The organism is Streptomyces sp. NBC_01460 (genome assembly GCF_036227405.1).
Taxonomy (GTDB): Bacteria; Actinomycetota; Actinomycetes; order Streptomycetales; family Streptomycetaceae; genus Streptomyces.
On record NZ_CP109473.1, the window covers coordinates 3,252,508 to 3,274,894 of the forward strand.

Genomic DNA, 22,387 nt, shown 5'->3' on the forward strand with positions numbered 1-22,387 from the left:
CCCGCCCCGCGCCTCCCGGTGCCGGCCGTGTCGTGCGTGAGCGGGTCTAGGCCCAGAGCTGGCCGTGCAGGGTCTCGATGGCGGCCTCTGTCGTGGGGGCGGTGTAGACGCCGGTCGACAGGTACTTCCAGCCGCCGTCGGCGACGACGAAGACGATGTCCGCGGACTCGCCCGCCGTGACCGCCTTGCGGCCGACGCCGATCGCGGCGTGGAGTGCGGCGCCGGTGGAGACGCCCGCGAAGATGCCCTCCTGCTGGAGGAGCTCGCGGGTGCGGGTGACGGCGTCGGCGGAGCCGACGGAGAAGCGGGTGGTGAGCACGGAGGCGTCGTAGAGCTCGGGTACGAAGCCCTCGTCGAGGTTGCGCAGGCCGTAGACGAGGTCGTCGTAGCGGGGTTCGGCGGCGACGACGCTGACGTCCGGCTTGTTCTCGCGGAGGTAGCGGCCGACGCCCATGAGGGTGCCGGTGGTGCCGAGGCCGGCCACGAAGTGCGTGATGGACGGGAGGTCGGTGAGGATCTCCGGGCCTGTGGTGGCGTAGTGGGCGCCGGCGTTGTCCGGGTTTCCGTACTGGTAGAGCATGACCCAGTCGGGGTGCTCGGCGGCGAGTTCCTTGGCGACCCGTACGGCGGTGTTGGAGCCTCCGGCAGCGGGGGACGAGATGATCTCGGCGCCCCACATGGTGAGCAGGTCGCGCCGCTCCTGCGAGGTGTTCTCCGGCATGACGCACACGATGCGGTAGCCCTTGAGGGTGGCCGCCATGGCGAGGGAGATGCCGGTGTTGCCGCTGGTGGGTTCGAGGATGGTGCAGCCGGGTGTCAGGCGGCCGTCCTTCTCCGCCTGTTCGACCATGTGGAGCGCGGGGCGGTCCTTGATCGAGCCGGTGGGGTTGCGGTCCTCGAGCTTGGCCCAGATCCGGACGTCCTCGGACGGGGACAGCCGCGGGAGGCGGACCAGGGGGGTGTTGCCCACGGCCGCCAGCGGGGAGTCGTACCGCATCAGCGCATGCCGCCGGCGACGGCCGGGAGGATGGTGACGTTGTCGCCGTCGGTGAGCTTGGTGGAGATGCCGTCGAGGAAGCGGACGTCCTCGTCGTTGAGGTAGACGTTCACGAAGCGGCGCAGCTGGTCGCCGTCGACGATGCGCTCACGGATGCCGTTGTGGCGGGTCTCCAGGTCGGTCAGGAGGTCGGCGAGGGTCTCCCCGCTGCCTTCGACCGCCTTGGCGCCGTCGGTGTAGGTGCGGAGGATGGTCGGGATGCGGACCTCGATGGCCATGGCGTGGGCTCCTGTCGAAAGCGGGGAGGTGGCGTGGGGCGCGCGTTTGTGTGCCCCCGCGCGGGGGTGGTGCGTACGTGGTGCGCTCGGGCCGCGGCTCTGGCCGGGCGGTTCACGGGCAGGCGGCAGCCGGACACATCGCGCTGGAGAGCCTGCACAGGTCGACGTGCAGCCGCGCGACGAGCAGCATGCCCGGCGTCTTGTCGCTCACGTCATGGGGAACCATGCGCTCATCGTATCGATTCCCTACCCCGAACCCGGAGTGTGATCCCACATGCTGGATGGTGAGCGTTCGCCAGTCGGACATGCGGCGGGAGCCGGTGGTTCCGGATCCGCCCTCGGAGGTCAGGCCGCCGGGGGGTACGCCTCGACGATCTCGACCTCTTCCTCGGTGATCTCGCCGTCCACGATGCGGTACGAGCGGAACTGGAAGGGTCCGGCGTCGTCGGTGTCCGCGGTGGAGACCAGCACGTAGTGGGCGCCGGGCTCGTTGGCGTAGGTGAGGTCGGTGCGGGAGGGGTATGCCTCGGTCGCGGTGTGGGAGTGGTAGATGATCACCGGCTCCTCGTCGCGGTCGTCCATGTCGCGGTAGAGCTTCAGCAGGTCCGAGGAGTCGAACTCGTAGAACGTGGGCGAGCGCGCGGCGTTGAGCATGGGGACGAAGCGTTCGGCGCGGCCCGTTCCTGCGGGGCCGGCGACGACGCCGCACGCCTCGTCGGGGTGGTCGGCGCGGGCGTGGGCGACGATCTGGTCGTGGAGCGCCTGGGTGAGGGTCAGCATGGCGCCCAGGATAGACAGACGGGCCCTCCCGTACCGAGGGGTGGTACGGAAGGGCCCGGATGCCGGACAGGGCCGTTGGGGCGGCCGGTGTCCCGGAGGCGCCGTGGCGCGGGTCAGCGCTTGGCGAAGGCGGTGTTCTCGGGGTTGCGGGCCTTGAGCACCAGGTAGGAGACGCCGAGGAGGAGGCCCCACACCGGGGCGCAGTACAGCGAGATCCTGGCGTCCTTGTCGATGGCCATCATGACGATGACGAGGGCGATGAACGCGAGGGCGAACCAGCTGCTGAAGGGTGCCCCGGGCGCCTTGAAGGTGGACTGGGGCAGTTCGCCGCGGTCGGCCTTGGCGCGGTAGCGGATCTGGCAGACGAGGATCATGATCCAGGCCCACATGCCGGAGATGGTCGCGAAGGAGACGACATAGTTGAAGGCGTCGCCCGGCCACTGGTAGTTGATCCAGACGCCGACGAGCATCAGCGCGGCGGAGAACGTGGTGCCGACGAGCGGGAGGCCGTTCTTCGTCAGCTTGGTGAAGGCCTTGGGGCCCTGGCCGTTGAGTGCGAGGTCGCGCAGCATGCGGCCGGTGGAGTACATGCCGGAGTTGCAGGAGGAGAGCGCGGCGGTGAGCACGACGAAGTTGACGATCGCGGCGCCGATGCCGAGGCCCATCTCCTGGAACGCGGCGACGAAGGGCGAGACGCCCGGCTTGAAGGTGCTCCACGGGACCACGGAGAGGATCATGATCAGCGCGCCGACGTAGAAGACGGCGATGCGCCACGGCACGGTGTTGATGGCCTTGGGCAGGACGGTCTTCGGGTCCTTGGACTCGCCCGCGGTGACGCCGACCAGCTCGACGGCGAGGAACGCGAACATCACGATCTGGAGGGTCATCAGCGTGCCGCTGATGCCTTCGGGGAAGAAGCCGCCGTCGTTCCACAGGTTGGCGACGGTCGCGGTGTCACCGGCGTCGGAGAAGCCGAGGGTGAGCACGCCGGCACAGATGAGGATCATGCCGAGGATCGCGGTGACCTTGACCATCGAGAACCAGAACTCGAGCTCGCCGAAGAGCTTCACCGAGATCAGGTTGGCGCCGTACAGAATGAAGGTGAACACCAGCGCGGACAGCCACTGCGGAATATCCCACCAGTACGTCATATAGGTGGCCGCGGCGGTGACTTCGGTGATTCCGGTGACGACCCAGAAGAGCCAGTAGGTCCAGCCGGTGACGAATCCGAAGAACGGTCCGAGGAATTCACGCGCGTACTCCGAGAAGGAGCCGGACACCGGGCGGTACATGAGGAGTTCGCCCAGGGCGCGCATGATGAAGAAGATGACGAGGCCCGCGATGGCGTACGCCAGGATGAGGCTGGGCCCCGCCCTGTCGATGGCCTTGCCCGCGCCGAGGAAGAGCCCCGTGCCGATGGCTCCGCCGATGGCGATCATCTGGATCTGGCGGGCTCCGAGGCCACGCTGGTAGCCCTCGCCCGCCGGGGCGTCGACGGCCTTCGGGCCGTCCGCCTGTCCGTTGTCGACCTGCGCCGATGTCATGGTGGTGCGCCTTTCTCCACGCCGATCCGCGCCGTCGTCGGCGTCGGATCAGGTCCTGATCCCCCCGGATATGGATGGAGTGCCGCCGGCGTTCGGCCGGCTCGTAGCGCCCCCGGGGACAGGGGTGGCGTCCCCGGGCGGTCGTGAAGATTTATCACGGGTACCCGGTGAGGCCACCGGTCATTATGTGGCGCACGCCACAGGAAAAAGCGGACAAGAGTTTCCAGCCGCTGCAAAGAAGGCCATTCAGGTGACGGGATCGTTATTCGGATTTGAGCATCCGTTGAGCGAACCCGGCGGGCCCCGGTCATGCGTCAGTCGGGCATCAGCGTTTCCACGAGCGTTTCCTGGAGTGCTCCGAGCCAGAGATAGGCCATCACCATCGGCTTGCGCGGATCGGTGTCGGGCAGCCGGTAGAGCGAGCCGTCCTGCCCCTCGTCCTCGTCGGACACCTCGAGGCGGGTGCCGATGGTGAGCCGGAGGTCGTTGAGCGAGCCCAGCCAGTGGTGGCACTCCTGGGTGGTGAGGGAGAGCACCGCGCCGCTGTCCGGGACGGGGGCGAGGGCGTCCAGCGACCGCACGACGGCGAGGGCGTCCTCGCGCTTGCGGGTGCGCAGGTCGTTCTCGGTGAAGCGGCGGAACTCGGCGGACGCCTCGCGCAGCTCCTTGTCCGCGTCGCCGTAGGCCTCGGGGAAGAGCCGGGCCAGGGCGGGGTCGGTGGGCGGTTCGCTGGGGCCCTCCGCGAACAGGGCGGCGAGCGGGTCCTCGCCCTCGGCGGGTTCGTCGCCGGGACCGATCAGTTCGAGCAGCTGGACGGCGAGGGAGCGCAGGATGGCGATCTCGACCTCGTCGAGGGCGACGGACGCGCCGCCGCCTGGGGTGGCCTCGAAGTGGCCGGCCATGAATTCTCCGATGATGGGTCGGACGGAGGGCAGCGGTGGGTCAGTTGCGGTCCTGGGTCAGCGTGGCCCAGAGCCCGTAGCCGTGCATGGCCTGGACGTCGCGTTCCATCTCCTCGCGGCTGCCGCTGGAGACGACCGCGCGGCCCTTCTGGTGGACGTCGAGCATCAGCTTGTGCGCCTTGTCCTTCGAGTAGCCGAAGTAGGCCTGGAAGACATACGTCACATAGCTCATGAGGTTGACCGGGTCGTTGTGCACCAGCGTCACCCAGGGGACATCGGGCTCAGGGACGGCGAAGGTCTCCTCGGCCGATTCGGGACGTTCGATCTCTACGGGGGCAGCAACGCTCACCTACCCCATGCTGCCACCAGAGGGGGGCCCGCGCACAAACGGCGCCCCCATCTCGTCACTTTGACGAATAGGGAGTAGCATCCCCGGCATGAACTCAGCGGACCTTGGTCGTCGGGTCGGTGTCCCGTCGACCGCGCTCTTCACCGACCAGTACGAGCTCACGATGGTGCAGGCGGCACTGAAGGCCGGCACCGCCGGCCGGCGCTCCGTCTTCGAGGCCTTCACCCGCCGGCTGCCCGAGGGCCGGCGCTACGGCGTCGTCGCGGGCACCGGGCGCGTGCTGGACGCGGTGGAGAACTTCCACTTCGACGACGAGATGCTCGGCTTCCTGCGCGACCAGAAGGTCGTGGACGGCCCCACCGTCGACTGGCTGGCCGACTACCGGTTCAGCGGCGACATCTGGGGTTACCCGGAGGGCGAGGTGTACTTCCCGGGCTCGCCGCTCCTGCGGGTCGAGGGCTCCTTCGCCGAGTGCGTGCTGCTGGAGACCGTGATCCTGTCGATCCTCAACCACGACTCGGCGATCGCCGCCGCCGCCTCCCGGATGTCGGCCGCCGCGGGCGGCCGCAGGCTGATCGAGATGGGCGCCCGGCGCACCCACGAGCTGTCGGCGGTGGCCTCGGCCCGTGCCGCGTACATCGGTGGCTTCCACACCACCTCTGACCTGGCGGCCGGCTTCCGGTACAACATCCCGACCGTCGGGACGAGCGCGCACGCCTTCACGCTCCTGCACGACAGCGAACGCGACGCCTTCCAGGCGCAGGTGGATTCGCTGGGCCGGGGCACCTCGCTGCTGGTGGACACGTACGACGTGACCGAGGCCGTCCGCACGGCGGTGGAGGTCGCGGGGCCGGAGCTCGGCGCCGTACGCATCGACTCGGGCGACCTGCTGCTCGTCGCGCACCGGGTCCGCCAGCAGCTGGACGAGCTGGGGGCCACGGAGACGAAGATCGTGGTGACGTCCGATCTGGACGAGTACGCGATCGCCTCGCTGGCCGCCGCGCCCGTCGACACGTACGGGGTGGGCACCCAGCTGGTCACCGGGAGCGGGCACCCGACGTGCTCCATGGTCTACAAGCTGGTGGCGCGGGCGCGGTCGGCCGATCCGGCCGACCCCCTGCTGCCGGTGGTGAAGAAGTCGCTGGGCGCGAAGTCGTCGAGGGGCGGCCGCAAGTGGGCGGCCCGCCGGCTGGACGCGTACGGGGTCGCCGAGGCGGAGGTCGTCGGCACCGGTGACGTCCCGCCGGAGCTGGCCGGCCGCCAGCTGCTGGTGGAGCTGGTCAGGGGCGGCGAGGTGGTCGCCCGGGAGCCGCTGGAGGCCGCGCGGGACCGGCACATCGCGGCGCGGGCGGGGCTCCCGATGTCGGCGATGCAGCTGTCCCGCGGGGAGCCGGTGCTGCCCACCGAGTACGTGTGAGGCGGGGCCCGGCCCCGGTGTCACGCTCCGAGGGCGGGACACCGTGCCGGTCCCGGTGCGAGAGCGGGTGCGTGTGCCCCCTCCCGCAGGGTGCGCCGAGTCTCTAGGCTCGGTGGCATCCCCGCCGTCGATGTCCGCCCGCCCCGTCCAACCCCCACCGAAGGACAACCGTCATGCATCGCGCCTTGATCGTCGTCGACGTTCAGAACGACTTCTGCGAGGGCGGCAGCCTCGCGGTGGCGGGCGGCGCCGATGTCGCCGCCGCCATCACCGACCTGATCGGTGAGGCCCAGCCCGGATACAGCCATGTGGTGGCCACCCGCGACCACCACATCGACCCCGGTGACCACTTCTCGGCGGCCCCGGACTTCGAGCACTCCTGGCCGCCGCACTGCGTCGCCGGCACGGAGGGCGTGGGCTTCCACCCCAACTTCGCCCCCGCCGTGGCGTCCGGCGCGATCGACACCGTCTTCGACAAGGGGGCGTACGCCGCGGCCTACAGCGGCTTCGAGGGCGTCGACGAGAACGGGGTCGGGCTGGCCCAGTGGCTGCGGGACCGCTCCGTCACCGCCGTCGACGTCGTCGGCATCGCCACGGACCACTGCGTGCGGGCCACCGCCCTGGACGCCGCCCGTGAGGGCTTCACCACGCACGTCCTGCTGGAGCTGACGGCCGGGGTCGCCGAGGGGACCACGGAACGGGCCCTGGAGGAGTTGCGGACCGCGGGTGTGGAGCTGTCGGGCAAGCCGGTCGTCTGATCCCCTCTTCTCCGGTCTCCCCGGCCCCTCCGCGGCCCCTCCCCGGCGCGCTCAGGCGGCCGGGCGGGCCGGTCCCGCGTATCCGGAGGTTCCCAGCAGCGCCCGTATCGGGTGCCAGAGCTCCTGGCCGGTCTGGGGCGCCGTCCGCCACAGCAGCCCGTCCGGGTGGTGCAGGACCGCCGTGATCTCGTCCGGTGTGGGCGGCTGGGCGTTGCCCCGGAGGTAGACGGCCCGCAGCCCGAGGTTGCGCAGCCTGGTCAGGGCGCGCGCCCGGTTCGCCGCGTGCACGAGCACCCGGACCGGCTCTCCGGGGCCGGATCCGCCGACCGGGCCGTTCAATGTCAGTGCCACCACCACGGTGCCGTTGGGCAACCTGCAGAAACCTCCGCCTGCCATGCTTCGCACTCCCCCGTAAGACTTCGTGTCAATAAGGATCGGTAGGACGCACCTAAACACGATCGGCCGCCGCCCGCTAGAGGGCGACGGCCGATCATGCTGTGACCAGGCGTTTTTCGGACTACTTGCCCGAGGGTCCGACGTTCACGGTGATCGTCGAGCCGCTGAGCGGCTCGTTCACGATGGAGAGCCGGGTGTTGGTGTCAGAAACCTTGACACTTCCTGTCGGGTTCTCCGCGTACCAGTAGGTGCCCTTGCGGTCGTCGAAGACCGGGACGCCCAGCGAGGGCTTGATCTTCAGCGCCACGTCCGCGTTGTGGAGCGTGAAGCCCTTGTTCGGGTACCAGCTGAACGGCGCGTCGAACGGCTGGATCTTGTTGCGCAGCAGCGTGCCGTTCGACCACTTCAGCGGCTTGGCGTGCGAGTCCACCGGAAGGATCAGACCCTGTCCGGGGTGGACCGAGGTGTTGTTGTCCTTCTGGGAGGTGTCCCAGAGCCACACCATCAGGCCGTTCTGGTAGGCGTAGTGCTCGACCCAGTCCGGGCGGGTGGTGGTGAAGCCGAAGTTGTACGGGCCGACCTCGAGGGTCTTGTCGTACGAGACGTACTGGCGGTTCTCCGCGAGGTAGTACTGCGGGTAGTCGTTGGTGAACGACTCACCGATCCGCGAGAAGCCCTTGGCGGTCCAGCCGTTGTCGTCGCCCTCGGCGTCGTCCGTGAGGAGCGCGGCGCCGTCGGCGGTGACGGTGATGGCGTCGGCCGCGAAGCCCTTGCCGCCCGCGCCGCCGTCCGTCTGGTAGCGGAAGCGCAGGTCGATCTTCTTGCCCGCGTAGGCGTCCAGCGGGAAGACGAGCTTCTTGTACGCGCCGGAGACGTCGGTCAGGGCCGGCTTGTCGCTGGCGTCACGCGGGATGGCCTGGCCGTCGGCGGTGCCGTCGAGCGCGGTCCAGCTGGTGCCGCCGTTCTCCGAGACCTCGGTGTAGAGGTAGTCGTAGTCGGCCTCGATGTCGTACCAGCCGGACAGGTCCAGCGAGGCGGACGACTTGCCGGTCAGGTCGACCGGGCGGGTCAGGGTGTTCGACAGGTCGTCACCCATGTCGCTCCACCACTGCTTCGAGCCCTCGGCGGGCTTCGTCACGGTGGTGGTGACTTCCTTCTCGGGCAGCTCGACGACGAGCGCCTGCTTGTCCTTGGTGTTGTACTCCGAGACGCCCAGCTTGTGCGTGGACTTCGTGGCGGCCTTGGCCGTCGCGTAGTCGAGCCAGCCCAGCTGGAGCTTGTCCCAGGCGGTCATGTCGCCCGGGAGGTTGCCTATCTGGCCGTCGCCGGTGCCGAGCCAGGAGCCCGCCGACATCAGGGACCAGAAGCCGACGCTGTTCTCGCCGCCGCCGGAGGTGTCGTACAGGTCGGGCAGGCCGAGGTCGTGGCCGTACTCGTGGGCGAAGACGCCGAGTCCGCCGTTCTCGGGCTGCGCGGTGTAGTCGCCGACCCAGATGCCGGTGTCGCCGATCTCGGCGCCGCCGGCCTTGTTGCCCGTGGGGCCGGTGGCGCCGGCGTTGGTGCCGTACGCGTACCAGCGGTGCGCCCAGATGGCGTTCGTGCCCTCGACACCGCCGCCCGCGGACTCGTCCTCGCCGGCGTGGACCAGCTGGAAGTGGTCGATGTAGCCGTCGGGCTCGTTGAAGTTGCCGTCACCGTCGAAGTCGTAGCGGTCCCACGCGTCGTACTGCGCGAGGTCGGCCTTGATCTCGTCGAGGGTGCGGCCCTTGGCCTTCTGGTCGGTGACCCAGGCGTTGACGCCGTCGCGGACGGTGTCCCAGACGTTGGCGCAGTTGGTCGAGCCGCAGTAGTTGGAACCGTAACGGGCTTCGTTGTACGGGACCTTGACCCAGTCGGAGACCTCGCCGTCGACCGAGTAGCGCCCGGAGGACGTCTTCTCGTAGTACGTCTTCAGCGATTCCTTGCCCTTGCCCTGACCGAAGTACAGGTCCTGGAAGTGCTGCTGGTCGTAGTCGGCCTGCCAGGCGGTGCTGTTGTCCTTCGCCGGGTCGGGCTCGGCTATCTCGTTGTGGAGCGGGCCCGGTGTGCCGCCGTACTTCTTGACGGGCGGCTTCGGACCCTCGCCGTCGGGGTCGAACATCGTGGTGTCGTCGATCTTGTCGCCGAACTCCACGAGGATGGTGAAGATCTTGTCGGTCTTCTCCCGGCCCAGCTCGACGTACTTGCTCTTGCCGAGCTTGACGACCTTGGAACCTCCCTTGGAGGTGACCTTCTTGTCGCCGGACAGGACCTGCTCCAGCGCGGCCTGCCGCTGGGCGTCCTGTTCCTTGCTGAAGGGGCCTTCCAGGTCGTGCTCGGTCGCCTTGACCGGCGCGGGGTCGCGCCGGTCGACGACGGAGGTGCCGGATCCCGGCGCCTTGTCGTCCGCCTGGGCGGTGGCGAAGGTGGACGCCGTCGCGGCGGTGGCGGCCAGGGCCACGGCTACCGCGGTGGCGCGTAGCGCCCGTCTCTGAGTGGTCACTTGATGCAGTCCTCCCCGGCGTTCGCGTCCGCGGCCAGGGGGTGAATACAGGGCCGCGCGCGTTCAACGCGTCACAAGTGACGACATTCGATCGGAGTTATGAGAGAAAAGACAGATCTTGACTTGCACATACCAAGTGCACTATGCGGGAGGCCCTTCCCGGTATCCGGACGTGCGCCCGGGAGGCCCGCGCGTCCAACCGGCGCGTCGAGGACTCCTGTTGGCGCGGACGTGACTCCGTGCGCCCCCTGTGCACCGGCACCGTGGGTTAGGTCACGCTTACTACCGGTTCCTCACGGGCATCCACCGTCGTAGAGTCGATTGACAGTGCGAACGTGTTGAGAGACTTCCCTATCCGACGCCCCGAGGACGGATACCGCCATGCCGCGTCCGACTGCCGCACAGATCCTTTACGGTTCGGCCACCGTCGTCTTCTCCGCCCTCGCCATGCTGCTGCTGTTCCGCACCGAGTCGGGCATCGGTGTCGCCCTGGTCGGCACCGCGGCCCTGGTGCTCGGCCTGCTGGTCGCCGTGGCCCTGCCGGCCCGGGCGAAGACGGTCCGCAGGACGGCTCCGCCCACCGCGGCCCGTACCCACCGCACGATCCAGGACATAGAGATCGCCGCCGCCCAGCGGGAGCGCGTCGGCGAGCATTCGCTGCACCGCTGACCCCGCGGCTCACGGCACGCTGACGACCACCGTCTTGCCCGCCTTGTCCTGCAGGCCCTGCCGGTAGGGCTTGTCGGTGAACATCAGCACGATGTTGATGAGCCACCACAGGCACGGGCAGCACAGCAGCGCCGGGAGCCAGAGCACGACGGCCCGCATCAGCGAGGAGCTCGTGTCGGGGACCGAACCGTCGTTGAGCATCGCGACACGCATCTTCAGCAGCCGCTTGCCGAGCGTCCGGCCGTCCTTGTGGGTGAAGTACGTGTCGTAGGCGACGTAGACGACCAGGCCGATCAGCGACCAGACCAGCTGATGGCCGCTGTAGGTGTTGCCGATCGCGTTGCCGAAGTCGTCGCCGGCGTCGTCCGTCGAGACGTCGACCGCGCCGCCGAAGGGCAGCGAGATCAGATACAGCGGGATCGAGATGATGAGGAAGTCGATCAGCCGCGCCAGGATCCGCCTGCCAGGTTCGGCGAGCGGCGGCATGCCGGCCAGCGGATCCGCACCGCCGTACGGACCACCGCCCCCGTACGGGTCGCGCGGCGGCGGCGGTGGCGGCGTCCCCCCGTCGTAGGGAGAGCCGCTCGACGGGGGCGGAGGCCCCTGCGGCGGCCGCTTCGAGAAGGGGTCGTCGTCGGGCGGCGGAGGCGGTGGTTCGTTACTCATGGGGGCAGTGCACCCCGGCCCGCGAGGACCCGCAACGGCTGAGGTCCCTTCGGGGGACGGGGCGTCAGCACACGGGCGTACGGGGGCCCTTCCCGGCCCCCCGCACACGGGTGTGCGGGGCCTTCCTCAGCACGCGCACACGAGCGTACGGGGCCTTCCTCAGCCCGCGACGAAGGTGCGGGCGGCCTTGTCGTGCCAGCACTGGCGCCACGGCCGGTCGATCAGGCACCACAGCACGTTGAGCACGCCGACGACGAGCAGCCCCAGCACCCCGTACACCAGCCAGCGGCGCAGCGCGGCGCCCAGGGTCGGCGCGTCGTGGGACTCGATGTCGCGCACCTCGATGCCGCACAGCTTCTTGCCGAGCGTGCGGCCCCACTTGGCCGTGGGCAGGGCCTCCAGGAGGAAGCCGAGGACCAGGAAGGCGGCGAGCAGACCGCCGAGGAGGCCGGCCGTGGTGGCGTCCAGGAGCCAGACGGTCACGGTCTCGCCGGACATCTTCGCCGCTTCGATCTTCCGGTCGATGTGGTCCGTCGCCCGGGTGACCAACGGGAAGCCGACCGCTCCGACGAGCGCGCCGAGGACGACCGTGTCGACGATCCGGGCGGCCAGCCGCTTCCCGAGCCCCGCCGGCCTGGCGGCGGACTGGGACCGGGCGAGCTGCTGGAACGGGTCGTCCACCGGGGGCTTCCAGGGCACGACGGGCTGCTGCTGCTCCGCCCTGGCGCCCTGCTGCCGCCCCGGCATCGGGCTCTGCTGCCGGGGTCCCGGCTGCTGCGGGCGGGCCGTCCGCTCGGGCTGCGCGAACTGGTGCGCCTGCTGCGCCCAGGAGGCCGACCCACCGCCGGGGCCCGGTGTGAGGGGTGTGTTCAGGGCCGGTGCCTGGGCCTGCGGCGGGGTGGGCGCCGGCACGGGGGCGGAGGGCTGCGGGGTGCCGCCGCCGGGCGGCACCGCGCGGATCGTCATGGTGCCGTCGGCGGGGGCCGCCGGCTCCTGTGCGCGCGGGTGCGGGGGGCGGGAGGCGCCACCGGGGCCCACCGCGCGGATCGTGACCGTGCCGTCGGCCGGGGGGCGGGCGGCGTCGCCACCGGGCCGGTCGACGCCACCGCTGCCCCCGGGCCGGTCGAGACGGAGGACGGCGGTGCCGTCGGTCACCCCGCCGTTGCCGTCCCGCATCCCGGGCAGGGCACCGCGCGTCGGGTCCGGGTCGGCGGGGCGCCGGGGGTCGGCCCGCGGGCCGTCCGCCGGGGCGGAGGCCGCGGGCGCCGTGGAAGGCCCGGGTTCGGGCGTACGCGGGTCCTGGCCGCCCCACGAGACGCGGTCGTCGCGCTCACCGCCGAAGCCGGTCTGCCGGGAGGTGTCGGCCTGCCAGGCGGACGCCGGCCTGGGACGGCTGGGCGCCACGTCCGCCTCACCGCCGCTGTCCGGGGCGCCGACCTCGTCGAGGTACATCGGCCCGGTCTCGTCCACCGGGGCGGGCCGTCCGGGAGCGGCGTCGGCCGCGGGGGCGGGCGGCGTCGCCGGTGTCGTCTCGCCCTGCGGGGGCGCGGGCCGGCTCGTACCGGGGACCCACGAGGCGCCGTTCCAGTACCGGACGTATCCGGGGATGGACGGGTCGGGGTAGTACCCCTCGCGGGGGCTTTCGTCACCGGGTGCCGGGGTTGGGGCGCTCATCACCGTGGTCCCGTATCTCTTCGAGTCCTCAATACAAGGGTCCACATTTACCAGACCTCCGAGCACCCCCGGGCCGGTCCTGCCGTTTGGACCACTTTCAGGGTCCGGGCAAGTTTTTCTGGGAAGTCGCGTCATAGACGTCCGGGAGGGCGCTCTCTCCTTGTGCGGACCGGTCGAGGGACCGGCCCCTACGAGCATCGGAAGGTCGTACACCCTCATGCTGAACGCCGTGGAACGCGAGCTGGAAGTGAAGCTGGTCCTGTCGCCCGAGCGGTCCGTCCCGGTACCGGCCCGGCTGTCCTACTTCACCGACGACCCGTACGCCGTGCACATCATCTTCCACATCGGCTCCGAGTCGCCGGTGCACTGGACGTTCGCCCGGGAGCTGCTCGTGGAAGGGGTGTTCCGGCCGTGCGGGCACGGGGACGTACGGATCTGGCCGACCAGGGTCGAGGACCGGGGCCTCATCTGTGTCGCGCTCACCTCGCCCGACGGCAACGCCCTCCTGGAGGTGCCCTCGGTCGCCCTGGCCGCGTGGGTGGAGCGCACCCTGCGGGTGGTGCCTCCGGGGACCGAGAGCACCCTGCTCGGCCTGGACGGCGCCCTCGCCGAGCTGCTGACCCCGCTGCCGGCCGACGACCTGTGGCTGAGCGACCCCTGGTCGCAGGAGGAGTCACAGGACGGCGAGGCCTGAGCGGCGGGGCGGTGGGGTGGTGACGTCAGAACAGCTTGCCGGGGTTGAGCAGTCCGAGGGGGTCGAAGGCGGCCTTGATGCCGCGCTGCACCTCGACGCCCACCTCGCCCAGTTCGCGGGCGAGCCACTCCTTCTTCAGCACGCCGACCCCGTGTTCGCCGGTGATGGTGCCGCCCAGTTCGAGGCCGAGCGCCATGATCTCGTCGAAGGACTCGCGGGCCCTGCGGGACTCGTCGGCGTCGGTGTGGTCGAAGCAGACGACGGGGTGGGTGTTGCCGTCGCCCGCGTGGGCGCAGACCCCGATGGTGAGCCCGAACTTCTCGGCGATGGCGGCCGTCCCCTCGATCATCGCGCCCAGCCGGGAGCGCGGCACGCACACGTCGTCGATCATCGTTGCCGACTTGACCGTCTCCAGGGCGGGGAGGGAGAGCCGACGGGCCTGCAGCAGGAGTTCGGACTCGGCGACGTCGTCGGCGGGCACGACCTCGGTGGCCCCCGCCGCGGTGCACAGCTCCCCGACCGCGGCGAGGTCGGCCGCCGGGTCGGGCGTGTCGAAGGCGCAGAGCAGCAGCGCCTCGGTGGTCTCGGGGAGCCCCATGGAGGCCATCGCGTTGACGGCACGCACGGTCGTACGGTCCATCAGTTCGAGGAGTGACGGGGTGTGTCCCCGCTCCATGATCCGGCACACCGCGTCGCAGGCCGCTGCCGCGGAGGGGAACTCGGCGGCGAGCACGAGCTGCTGCGGCGGCTGGGGGCGCAGCGCGAGGACGGCTTTGACAACGATGCCGAGGCTGCCCTCGGAGCCGACGAAGAGCCGGGTGAGGTCGTATCCGGCGACGCCCTTGGCGGTGCGCCGCCCGGTGTTCAGGAGCCGCCCGTCGGCCAGGACGACCTCCAGGCCCAGGACGTACTCGGCGGTGACGCCGTACTTCACGCAGCACAGCCCGCCGGACGCCGTGCCGATGTTGCCGCCGATCGTGCACATCTCCCAGCTCGACGGGTCCGGCGGGTAGTACAGCCCGTGTTCGTTGACGGCGCGGGACAGGGTGGCGTTGACGACGCCCGGCTCGACGACCGCGATCCGGTCGACGGGGCTGATCTCCAGGATCCGGTCCATCTTCACCAGGGAGAGCACGATGCAGCCGTCGGAGGCGTTGGCCGCACCCGACAGGCCGGTCCGCGCGCCCTGGGGCACGACGGGGACCCGGAGGGCGGTGGCGGTCCGCATCACGTGCTGGACCTCCTCGACCGTGCGGGGGAGCACCACGACGGCGGGGGCGCCGGCGTCGCAGAAGCTCGCCATGTCGTGGGCGTACGAGGCGGTGATGTCCGGGTCCGTGATCAGTGCCTCGGCCGGGAGCCCCGCGCGCAGTCGTTCGAGAAGATCGTCCATGATCCAAGCCTGACACCCGGGGCCAATGGTGTGAACCCGTCTGCGTCAGCCTTCGCGGAGCGCGATGCGATCTTCGTACTGACGCAGAGTGATGGCCATGGATGCCAAGCCGCAGCAGAATCCGGAGCCGCCCCTCTCCCCCCTGCCGCCCCAGGGCGCGACGGCCGTCCCCCCGCCTCCCACCCCGATGCGCACCACGCTGCGCAGGGCGGCGTTCGGGGCGTTGGCCGCCGCCGTGCTGGTGGCCGGCGCGGTGATCGCCGTACCGGACGACGCCGAGGAGGCCGCACCACCCGTGGCGGGGCCCGTGGCGCGGGCCGAGGCCGCGGCCGCCGCGGGCTCCCCCGCCTCCCTGTCCGACCTGACGGCGCTGATCGGCGACCGGCAGACGTGGGTGGAGACGCACCCGGCCGACGCCCCGTCCTGGGCGGTGCTCGGCACGGCCTACGTCGAATGGGGGCGGCGGTCGGCGGACGTGGCGTACTACGGCCGGGCCGAGCAGGCCCTCCAGCGCTCGCTGGCCGCGCAGCCGGGCGAACGCGGCAACGCGGAGGCCTGGGTGGGCCTCGGGGCGCTCGCCGCCGCGCGCAACGACTTCGTCGCCGCGAAGAGGTGGGGCGAGACGGTCCGCACCCGGGAGCCGAAGAACTGGACGGTGTACCCGGTGCTGATCGACGCCTACAACGGCCTCGGCGAGTACGCGGCGGCGGCCAGGGCGACGGAGAAGTTCGCGGCGCTGCGCAAGGGCGCGCCCGCCCTCGCCAGGACGTCGGAGATGTACCGCAACCAGGGCTGGCGCGAGGACGCGCTCGCCACGGCGCAGGAGGCTGCCGACCACGCCACGACGCCCGCCGGGAAGGCCGTGGCCCTGCACCGGCTCGGTGACCTCGCCGGTGAGCGCGGGGAGCCGGCGGAGGCCCTCGCGCAGTACGACGCGGCCCTGCGGACCGACCGCGGCCACCTGCCCTCCCTCGCGGGCCGGGCCCGCGCCCTGGCCGCCCTGGACCGCACGGACGAGGCGCTGGCGGAGTACCGGACGGTGACGACGAAGCTGCCCCGCCCCGCGTACGTGCTCGAACTGGGCGAGCTGTACGAGTCGCTGGACCTGGACGGGGACGCCCGCACCCAGTACGCCGCGCTCCGCGAGCTGCTCACGCGGGCGCGGTCGGCCGGGGTCGACGAGTCGCTGACCGAGGCCCGCTTCGAGGCCGACCACGGCGACCCGGAGGCGGCGGTGGAGCTGATGCGCACGGCGTGGGACGCGCAGCGCCGCAGCTCGGCGGTGGCCGACACCCTGGCCTGGTCTCTGCACCGGGCGGGCCGGAGCGAGGAGGCCGTGCAGTACGCCGAGCGGGCGGTGGAGAGCGGCGTGCGGAACGCCTCGTACGCCTACCACCTGGGGATGATCGAGAGCGCCCTCGGCCAGGACGGCCCGGCCCGGGGACATCTGGAGGAGGCCCTGCGTACCGATCCGGGCTTCTCACCGCTGGCCGTCCCGCTGGCGCGGGAGGCCCTGGAGGCGCTGGGCGAGCCGGCGGAGGGCGGCCCGGCGGACATGCGGCCGCCCGCCCCGGAACCCTCGGCCGCACCGGAGCCCTCCGCCGCCCCGGAGCCCTCGTCCGCGCCCGAGCCCGAACAGAAGCCGGAGCAGGAACCGAAGGCGGAGTCGGGGTCCGAGCCGAAGCCGGAGCCGACGGCACGGCCCGCCCGGTCGGCGGCCCCGTCGCCGGGGGCCACGAGGTCCGGGGCCACGGCGGCTCCGTAGGGACACGGAAGGGGCCCACCTCCCGCCGGGGGGGTGGGCCCCTTCCGTGCGTCCGGATGCCTAGAGGTTGCCGCGCTTCTCCTGCTCGCGCTCGATCGCCTCGAACAGGGCCTTGAAGTTGCCCTTGCCGAAGCCCATCGAACCGTGCCGCTCGATCATCTCGAAGAAGACGGTCGGCCGGTCCTGGACCGGCTTGGTGAAGATCTGCAGCAGGTAGCCGTCCTCGTCACGGTCGACGAGGATCTTCTGCTCGCGCAGCGTCTCCACCGGGACGCGGGTCTCGCCCGCCCACTCCCCCAGCGTGTCGTAGTACGAGTCCGGGGTGTCCAGGAACTGCACGCCGGCCGCCCGCATCGCCTTCACGGACGCGACGATGTCGTTCGTGGCGAGCGCGATGTGCTGCACGCCCGCGGCACCGTAGAACTCCAGGTACTCGTCGATCTGCGACTTCTTCTTCGCGATCGCCGGCTCGTTGATGGGGAACTTGACCTTCAGCGTGCCGTCGGCGACGACCTTCGACATGAGGGCGGAGTACTCGGTGGCGATGTCGTCGCCGACGAACTCCTTCATGTTGGTGAAGCCCATGACCGTGTTGTAGAAGGTCACCCACTCGTTCATCCGGCCGAGCTCGACGTTGCCGACGCAGTGGTCGATGGCCTGGAAGGTGCGCTTGGTGGCCGGCTCGACGATCGGGTCGGCGGCGGCGTAGCCGGGGAGGTAGGGCCCGTCGTAGCCGCCGCGCTCGACGAGCGTGTGGCGGGTCTTGCCGTACGTGGCGATGGCGGCCATGACGACCGTGCCGTGCTCGTCCTTGACCTCGTACGGCTCCGTGATGCCCCGCGCACCGTGCTCGACGGCGTAGGCGTAGGCCGCGCGGGCGTCGGGGACCTCGATGGCGAGGTCGACCACGCCGTCACCGTGGGCGTGCACGTGGTCGGCGAGGAAGGTGCCCCACTCGGTGGACGCCTTGATGACGGAGGTGAGGACGAAGCGGGCCGAACCGTTGGTCAGGACGTAGCTCGCCGTCTCGCGGCTGCCGTTCTCCGGGCCGGAGTAGGCGACGAGCTTCATGCCGAAGGCGGTCGAGTAGTAGTGCGCCGCCTGCTTGGCGTTGCCCACCGCGAAGACCACCGCGTCCATTCCCTTGACCGGGAAGGGATCGGCCTGCCGGGCGGTGTCGGGGGTGGTGTGCACAGTCTCAGTCATGTCCGAAGGTTCCCGCCGGTTCGCAAGGTGCGCAACAGTTCGTCGATCCCCTGGTCAATCTGTGCAGCGGGACGCCAGGATGGGCGGGCTATCCGTACAGGCTGACCATCAGGAGGCGGATCATGGCGATCGATCATCTGGACGGCCGGCTCATCGTGCTGCTGGCCCGTGAGCCCCGTATCGGTGTACTGGAGGCGTCGCGGCGTCTCGGGGTGGCGCGCGGGACGGTGCAGGCCCGGCTGGACCGGCTTCAATCGAATGGCGTCATCCGGGGCTTCGGCCCGGACGTCGACCCGGCGGCGCTCGGCTACCCCGTGACCGCGTTCGCCACCCTGGAGATCAAGCAGGGCCAAGGCGCCGACGTCCGGGCCCATTTGCGCGGCGTGCCGGAGGTGCTGGAGCTGCACACCACGACCGGGCACGGGGACATGCTCTGCCGCCTGGTCGCCCGCTCCAACGCCGATCTCCAGCGGGTGATCGACCGCGTGGTCGGTTTTGATGGCATTGTCCGGGCTTCCACGGCGATCGTCATGGAAAACCCGGTGCCGCTGCGTATTATCCCGCTGGTTGAGCAGGCTGCAGGGGACACCGACTGAGCCTACGGAGCAACATGTGAACTTCTGGGAGTATGTGGGCACCCGCCACCAGCAACTGCTCACTGACACGTATCAGCACGCCAGCGCCGTCTTCCAGTGCATGGTCATCGCCACCCTCCTCGGCGTCCTGATCGGTGTCGTCAGCTACCGGAGCGGGTGGGGCGGCTCCCTGGCGATCACGTCGACCTCGGCGATCCTCACCATTCCGTCGCTCGCCGCGATCGGTCTGCTGATCCCCCTGGTCGGCCTCGGGGTCCCGCCCACCGTGATCATCCTGACGCTGTACGGGCTGCTGCCCATCGTCCGCAACTGCATCGTCGGGCTGCGCGGGGTCGACCCGACCCTCGTCGACGCGGCGAAGGGCATCGGCATGTCGCGGACCCGGCGACTGCTCAAAGTGGAACTGCCCCTCGCGTGGCCGCCGATCCTCACCGGCATCCGGGTCTCCACCCAGATGCTGATGGGCATCGCCGCGATCGCCGCCTACGCCTCGGGCCCCGGACTCGGCAACGAGATCTTCCGCGGCCTCGCCTCACTCGGAAGCGCCAACGCCATCAACCAGGTTCTCGCCGGCACGGTCGGCATCGTCATCCTCGCCCTGCTCTTCGACGCCGCGTACGTCCTGCTCGGGCGGCTCACCATCCCTAGGGGGATCCGTGCCTGAGACCACCACCGCGTCGACGGAGCAGGACCGGCCGCGCCCGGCCACCACCTCGGGCGCCACCATCCGGCTGGAGAACCTCAGCAAGTCCTACCCGGGCAGCCCCGCCCCCGCCGTGGACGACGTGTCCATGGACATCAAGGCGGGCGAGACCGTGATCCTCGTGGGCCCCTCCGGCTGCGGGAAGTCCACCACGCTCAAGATGATCAACCGTCTGATCGAGCCGACCTCCGGGCGGATCAAGATCAACGACGAGGACGTCACCGACATGGACCCGGTGAAGCTGCGCCGCAAGATCGGCTACGCGATCCAGTCCTCCGGCCTCTTCCCGCACATGACGGTCGCCGAGAACATCGCGCTCGTGCCCAAGATGACGGGCTGGTCGAAGTCCGGCGTGAAGGACCGCGTCGAGGAGATGCTCGACCTGGTCGGGCTCGATCCCCGCGAGTTCCACGGGCGCTACCCGCGCCAGCTCTCCGGCGGCCAGCAGCAGCGTGTGGGCGTGGCGCGCGCCCTCGCCGCCGATCCCCCGGTGCTGCTCATGGACGAGCCGTTCGGCGCCGTCGACCCGATCACGCGCGACCACCTCCAGGACGAGCTGATCCGGCTCCAGCACGAACTGCACAAGACGATCGTCTTCGTCACCCACGACTTCGACGAGGCGATCAAGCTCGGCGACCGCATCGCCGTCCTGCGGGAGCGGTCGCACATCGCGCAGTTCGACACCCCCGAGGCGATCCTCACCAACCCGACCGACGACTTCGTCTCCGGGTTCGTGGGGGCGGGCGCGGCCCTGAAGCGGCTCAACCTCACCCGCGTACGGGACGTGGGCATCGCCGACTTCCCGACGGTGACCGTCGAGGACCCGCTCCAGTCGATCTTCAACAAGCTGCGGGACGGCCGGCACAGCGAGCTGCTGATGCTGGACCGCCGCAACCGTCCCTACAAGTGGCTGCGGCGCGGTGACCTGATGCGGGCCAAGGGTTCGCTGGCCCGCGCCGGGCAGCTGGTGCACGACACGGTGACCCGGGACGCGACCCTCCACGACGCGCTGGAGGCGGTCCTGACCGACAGCGGCGGGCGGGTCGCCGTGACGGGACGACGCGGTGAGTTCATCGGGGTCGTCGACATGCAGACCCTGATGAACTCCGTGCAGGAGCTCCTGGAGGCCGACCGGCTCGCCGCGATGGAGCACGAGCACGACCTGGAGGAGCTGCGCGTCCACCGGACCGAGCACGAGCTCGAGGGGGGTGACGGCGGGCTGTGACCCCCAGTCATCAGGCACCCCCCAAGGGGGAACGGCCCCCCGGCGAGCACGACGTGCAGGGCCACCCCTTCCGCGACGAGGAGGCGGAGCCCACCCCCTCGCCGTCCCGTCCGGCGCGCCGTCTCACCTGGAAGAAGCTCGTGCTGGTGCCGGCCGTCTGCGCGGTCGTCCTGGTCGTGACCTACCTGTGGATCACCAACGTCGACCTCGACTCGGTCGCGCAGAACTCGCTGGCCGGTGACACCGTGCAGCTGCGCTGGTGGCAGCACGTCCGGCTGACCGCGATCTCCACCTTCTGGGTGCTGATCATCGCGATCCCGCTCGGCATCGCGCTGACCCGGCGGGGCCTCAAGAAGGCGGCCCCCGGCGTCACGGCCCTCGCCAACATCGGCCAGGCGACGCCTGCGATCGGGCTGCTGGCCCTGCTGGTGATCTGGCTGGGCATCGGCCCCTCGACGGCCATCATCGGCATGGTGATCTACGCGGTCCTGCCGGTGCTCTCCAACACGGTGGCGGGGCTGAACGCCATCGAGCCGACGCTGGTCGAGGCCTCCAAGGGCATCGGCATGTCGGCGACGGGGACGCTCACCAAGGTCGAGCTACCGCTCGCCGTCCCGCTGATCCTGGCGGGCGTACGCACCGCCCTGGTGCTCAACGTCGGCACCGCGACCCTCGCCACCTTCGGCGGCGGCGGCGGGCTCGGCGACCTGATCACCTCGGGCATCCAGACGCAGCGCATGCCCGTGCTGGTGCTCGGTTCCGTACTGACGGTGGTGCTCGCACTGCTGGTGGACTGGCTGGCCTCGCTGGTCGAACTGTGGCTGACGCCGCGTGGACTGGAGGAAGCGTGAGGGTACGTACGGGCCTGGCATCGGCGGCCGCGCTCGCCCTCCTGCTCACGGGATGCGGGCTGAAGAGCGGATCACCGCTGGTGGACGAGGTGGAACCCGGGTCGATCGGGAAGGGGCAGCCGCTCAAGGGCGCGTCCCTGACGGTGACCTCGAAGAACTTCAGCGAGAACATCATCCTCGGCCAGATCATGGGCCTGGTCTTCAAGGCGGCGGGTGCCGAGGTCCTGGACCGGACGAACCTGCCCGGGTCGATCAGCGCGCGTGAGGCGGTCGTCAAGGGCGACGCCGACGCGCTCTACGACTACACGGGCACGGCGTGGATCACCTACCTGGGCCACGCCAAGCCCATCGTCGACCCGCAGAAGCAGTGGAAGGCCGTGCGCGACGAGGACATCGGCAACGGGGTGACCTGGCTGCCGCCGGCCACCCTCGACAACACGTACGCCCTGGCCATCAGCAAGAAGAACAACGCCAAGTACCACCTGAAGACCCTGTCGGACGTGGCCGCGCTCGCCAAGAAGGACCCGAAGGCCGTCACCGTCTGCGTGGAGAACGAGTTCGCCTCGCGCGACGACGGACTGCCGGGCATGCAGAAGCACTACGGGATGAAGCTGCCGGCCGCGAACATCAAGAAGATGGACGCGGGGATCATCTACACCCAGGTGAACACCGGCGGCTGCCTGCTGGGCGAGGTGTACACCACGGACGGCCGGATCAAGGCGATGAACCTCGACGTCACCGAGGACGACCAGCAGTTCTTCCCGAACTACAACGCCGCGCCCGCCATCCACACGGCGACCCTCGACAAGTACCCGGAGATCGCCGAACTTCTGGCTCCGGTCACCGAGAAGCTGACGACCCGGCTCGCACAGGAGCTCAACTCCAAGGTGGACGTCGACGGGGAGGACCCGCACGAGGTCGCGAAGGACTGGCTCGTGCAGGAAGGATTCATCCAGGAGGGCTGAGGCAGCCGCCTCCGTACGCACGCCGGGGCCCGTACCGC

The 22,387-nt window shown here is 70.5% G+C and carries 23 protein-coding genes; 10 read left to right on the top strand and 13 right to left on the bottom strand.

Going from position 1 to position 22,387, the window contains the following annotated elements; translation table 11 throughout:
* Positions 1-46 precede the first annotated feature (46 nt).
* The 7 genes from OG488_RS14400 to clpS all read right to left on the bottom strand — a co-directional run bounded on the left by OG488_RS14400 (position 47) and on the right by clpS (position 4,850).
* The gene (locus OG488_RS14400) at positions 47-997 is read right to left on the bottom strand and encodes a PLP-dependent cysteine synthase family protein (RefSeq protein ID WP_329229361.1); all 951 of its coding nucleotides are present in this window, start codon (positions 995-997) and stop codon (positions 47-49) included.
* Positions 997-1,275 carry a MoaD/ThiS family protein gene (locus tag OG488_RS14405; protein WP_329229364.1) on the bottom strand — a complete coding sequence of 93 codons (279 nt, stop codon included), beginning with the start codon at positions 1,273-1,275 and terminating at the stop codon, positions 997-999. The genes OG488_RS14400 and OG488_RS14405 overlap by 1 nt, the downstream gene beginning before the upstream one ends.
* 112 nt (positions 1,276-1,387) lie before the next feature.
* Complete coding sequence (locus OG488_RS14410; protein WP_015577357.1) at positions 1,388-1,501, bottom strand: putative leader peptide; 114 nt, start codon at positions 1,499-1,501, stop codon at positions 1,388-1,390.
* 119 nt (positions 1,502-1,620) lie between these two features.
* A complete protein-coding gene (locus tag OG488_RS14415; protein ID WP_329229365.1) occupies positions 1,621-2,055 on the bottom strand; it encodes a M67 family metallopeptidase in 435 nt (144 codons plus the stop codon).
* A 113-nt stretch (positions 2,056-2,168) separates the two neighbouring features.
* Positions 2,169-3,599 (bottom strand): amino acid permease, encoded by a 1,431-nt coding sequence (locus OG488_RS14420; RefSeq protein ID WP_329229367.1) that lies wholly within the window; start codon positions 3,597-3,599, stop codon positions 2,169-2,171.
* 314 nt (positions 3,600-3,913) lie between these two features.
* On the bottom strand, positions 3,914-4,501 hold the full coding sequence (locus OG488_RS14425; RefSeq protein WP_329229369.1) for a DUF2017 domain-containing protein: 588 nt from the start codon (positions 4,499-4,501) through the stop codon (positions 3,914-3,916).
* A 40-nt stretch (positions 4,502-4,541) separates the two neighbouring features.
* Positions 4,542-4,850, bottom strand: coding sequence for an ATP-dependent Clp protease adapter ClpS (gene clpS / locus OG488_RS14430; protein WP_031100168.1), 309 nt, complete (start codon positions 4,848-4,850; stop codon positions 4,542-4,544).
* An 88-nt stretch (positions 4,851-4,938) separates the two neighbouring features.
* Here clpS and OG488_RS14435 point away from each other — a divergent pair, with 88 nt between their 5' ends.
* Both OG488_RS14435 and OG488_RS14440 read left to right on the top strand, forming a co-directional pair.
* Positions 4,939-6,267: a nicotinate phosphoribosyltransferase gene (locus OG488_RS14435; RefSeq protein ID WP_329229371.1), complete on the top strand. Its 1,329-nt coding sequence runs from the start codon at positions 4,939-4,941 to the stop codon at positions 6,265-6,267.
* Positions 6,268-6,440: 173 nt separating this feature from the next.
* Positions 6,441-7,025, top strand: coding sequence for an isochorismatase family protein (locus OG488_RS14440; protein WP_329229373.1), 585 nt, complete (start codon positions 6,441-6,443; stop codon positions 7,023-7,025).
* 51 nt (positions 7,026-7,076) lie between these two features.
* On the opposite strand, the gene OG488_RS14445 is transcribed toward OG488_RS14440, so the two are convergent.
* On the bottom strand, positions 7,077-7,421 hold the full coding sequence (locus OG488_RS14445) for a hypothetical protein (protein WP_329229375.1): 345 nt from the start codon (positions 7,419-7,421) through the stop codon (positions 7,077-7,079).
* Positions 7,422-7,542: 121 nt separating this feature from the next.
* Positions 7,543-9,942 (bottom strand): immune inhibitor A domain-containing protein, encoded by a 2,400-nt coding sequence (locus OG488_RS14450; RefSeq protein WP_329229377.1) that lies wholly within the window; start codon positions 9,940-9,942, stop codon positions 7,543-7,545.
* A gap of 381 nt (positions 9,943-10,323) precedes the next feature.
* Here OG488_RS14450 and OG488_RS14455 point away from each other — a divergent pair, with 381 nt between their 5' ends.
* On the top strand, positions 10,324-10,611 hold the full coding sequence (locus OG488_RS14455; RefSeq protein ID WP_329229379.1) for a hypothetical protein: 288 nt from the start codon (positions 10,324-10,326) through the stop codon (positions 10,609-10,611).
* 9 nt (positions 10,612-10,620) lie between these two features.
* Here OG488_RS14455 and OG488_RS14460 read toward each other — a convergent pair whose 3' ends face one another.
* Together OG488_RS14460 and OG488_RS14465 are read right to left on the bottom strand one after the other, a co-directional pair.
* The gene (locus OG488_RS14460; protein ID WP_329229382.1) at positions 10,621-11,277 is read right to left on the bottom strand and encodes an RDD family protein; all 657 of its coding nucleotides are present in this window, start codon (positions 11,275-11,277) and stop codon (positions 10,621-10,623) included.
* Between the two features lie 159 nt (positions 11,278-11,436).
* Positions 11,437-12,951, bottom strand: coding sequence for an RDD family protein (locus tag OG488_RS14465; protein WP_329229384.1), 1,515 nt, complete (start codon positions 12,949-12,951; stop codon positions 11,437-11,439).
* 217 nt (positions 12,952-13,168) lie between these two features.
* On the opposite strand from OG488_RS14465, the gene OG488_RS14470 reads away from it, so the two are divergent.
* Positions 13,169-13,645 (top strand): SsgA family sporulation/cell division regulator, encoded by a 477-nt coding sequence (locus OG488_RS14470; RefSeq protein ID WP_329229386.1) that lies wholly within the window; start codon positions 13,169-13,171, stop codon positions 13,643-13,645.
* A gap of 25 nt (positions 13,646-13,670) precedes the next feature.
* On the opposite strand, the gene OG488_RS14475 is transcribed toward OG488_RS14470, so the two are convergent.
* A complete protein-coding gene (locus tag OG488_RS14475; protein WP_329229388.1) occupies positions 13,671-15,038 on the bottom strand; it encodes an FAD-binding oxidoreductase in 1,368 nt (455 codons plus the stop codon).
* 97 nt (positions 15,039-15,135) lie between these two features.
* Here OG488_RS14475 and OG488_RS14480 point away from each other — a divergent pair, with 97 nt between their 5' ends.
* The gene (locus OG488_RS14480; protein ID WP_329229390.1) at positions 15,136-16,803 is read left to right on the top strand and encodes a tetratricopeptide repeat protein; all 1,668 of its coding nucleotides are present in this window, start codon (positions 15,136-15,138) and stop codon (positions 16,801-16,803) included.
* A gap of 60 nt (positions 16,804-16,863) precedes the next feature.
* Here the strand turns inward: OG488_RS14480 and hppD are convergent, their stop codons facing one another.
* Positions 16,864-18,009, bottom strand: a complete 1,146-nt coding sequence (gene hppD / locus OG488_RS14485) for a 4-hydroxyphenylpyruvate dioxygenase (RefSeq protein WP_329229392.1) — start codon at positions 18,007-18,009, stop codon at positions 16,864-16,866.
* 122 nt (positions 18,010-18,131) lie between these two features.
* Between hppD and OG488_RS14490 the strand changes: the two genes are divergently transcribed.
* The 5 genes from OG488_RS14490 to OG488_RS14510 are packed head-to-tail and all read left to right on the top strand — an operon-like array spanning position 18,132 to position 22,349.
* A complete protein-coding gene (locus OG488_RS14490; protein WP_329229394.1) occupies positions 18,132-18,605 on the top strand; it encodes an Lrp/AsnC family transcriptional regulator in 474 nt (157 codons plus the stop codon).
* Between the two features lie 16 nt (positions 18,606-18,621).
* Positions 18,622-19,269, top strand: a complete 648-nt coding sequence (locus tag OG488_RS14495) for an ABC transporter permease (RefSeq protein ID WP_329229396.1) — start codon at positions 18,622-18,624, stop codon at positions 19,267-19,269.
* A complete protein-coding gene (locus OG488_RS14500) occupies positions 19,262-20,533 on the top strand; it encodes an ABC transporter ATP-binding protein (protein WP_329229398.1) in 1,272 nt (423 codons plus the stop codon). The genes OG488_RS14495 and OG488_RS14500 overlap by 8 nt, the downstream gene beginning before the upstream one ends.
* The gene (locus tag OG488_RS14505) at positions 20,530-21,384 is read left to right on the top strand and encodes an ABC transporter permease (protein WP_329229401.1); all 855 of its coding nucleotides are present in this window, start codon (positions 20,530-20,532) and stop codon (positions 21,382-21,384) included. Before OG488_RS14500 ends, OG488_RS14505 begins: the two co-directional genes overlap by 4 nt.
* Positions 21,381-22,349, top strand: coding sequence for a glycine betaine ABC transporter substrate-binding protein (locus OG488_RS14510; RefSeq protein WP_329229402.1), 969 nt, complete (start codon positions 21,381-21,383; stop codon positions 22,347-22,349). Before OG488_RS14505 ends, OG488_RS14510 begins: the two co-directional genes overlap by 4 nt.
* Positions 22,350-22,387 lie beyond the last annotated feature (38 nt).

Excerpts from the sequence above, each read along its gene's own strand:
- OG488_RS14400 (WP_329229361.1), bottom strand. The coding sequence starts at position 997 with ATGCGGTACGACTCCCCGCTGGCGGCCGTGGGCAACACCCCCCTGGTC.
- OG488_RS14405 (WP_329229364.1), bottom strand. The coding sequence starts at position 1,275 with ATGGCCATCGAGGTCCGCATCCCGACCATCCTCCGCACCTACACCGAC.
- OG488_RS14410 (WP_015577357.1), bottom strand. The coding sequence starts at position 1,501 with ATGGTTCCCCATGACGTGAGCGACAAGACGCCGGGCATGCTGCTCGTC.
- OG488_RS14415 (WP_329229365.1), bottom strand. The coding sequence starts at position 2,055 with ATGCTGACCCTCACCCAGGCGCTCCACGACCAGATCGTCGCCCACGCC.
- OG488_RS14420 (WP_329229367.1), bottom strand. The coding sequence starts at position 3,599 with ATGACATCGGCGCAGGTCGACAACGGACAGGCGGACGGCCCGAAGGCC.
- OG488_RS14425 (WP_329229369.1), bottom strand. The coding sequence starts at position 4,501 with ATGGCCGGCCACTTCGAGGCCACCCCAGGCGGCGGCGCGTCCGTCGCC.
- OG488_RS14435 (WP_329229371.1), top strand. The coding sequence starts at position 4,939 with ATGAACTCAGCGGACCTTGGTCGTCGGGTCGGTGTCCCGTCGACCGCG.
- OG488_RS14440 (WP_329229373.1), top strand. The coding sequence starts at position 6,441 with ATGCATCGCGCCTTGATCGTCGTCGACGTTCAGAACGACTTCTGCGAG.
- OG488_RS14445 (WP_329229375.1), bottom strand. The coding sequence starts at position 7,421 with ATGGCAGGCGGAGGTTTCTGCAGGTTGCCCAACGGCACCGTGGTGGTG.
- OG488_RS14455 (WP_329229379.1), top strand. The coding sequence starts at position 10,324 with ATGCCGCGTCCGACTGCCGCACAGATCCTTTACGGTTCGGCCACCGTC.
- OG488_RS14460 (WP_329229382.1), bottom strand. The coding sequence starts at position 11,277 with ATGAGTAACGAACCACCGCCTCCGCCGCCCGACGACGACCCCTTCTCG.
- OG488_RS14465 (WP_329229384.1), bottom strand. The coding sequence starts at position 12,951 with ATGAGCGCCCCAACCCCGGCACCCGGTGACGAAAGCCCCCGCGAGGGG.
- OG488_RS14470 (WP_329229386.1), top strand. The coding sequence starts at position 13,169 with ATGCTGAACGCCGTGGAACGCGAGCTGGAAGTGAAGCTGGTCCTGTCG.
- OG488_RS14475 (WP_329229388.1), bottom strand. The coding sequence starts at position 15,038 with ATGGACGATCTTCTCGAACGACTGCGCGCGGGGCTCCCGGCCGAGGCA.
- OG488_RS14480 (WP_329229390.1), top strand. The coding sequence starts at position 15,136 with ATGGATGCCAAGCCGCAGCAGAATCCGGAGCCGCCCCTCTCCCCCCTG.
- hppD (WP_329229392.1), bottom strand. The coding sequence starts at position 18,009 with ATGACTGAGACTGTGCACACCACCCCCGACACCGCCCGGCAGGCCGAT.
- OG488_RS14490 (WP_329229394.1), top strand. The coding sequence starts at position 18,132 with ATGGCGATCGATCATCTGGACGGCCGGCTCATCGTGCTGCTGGCCCGT.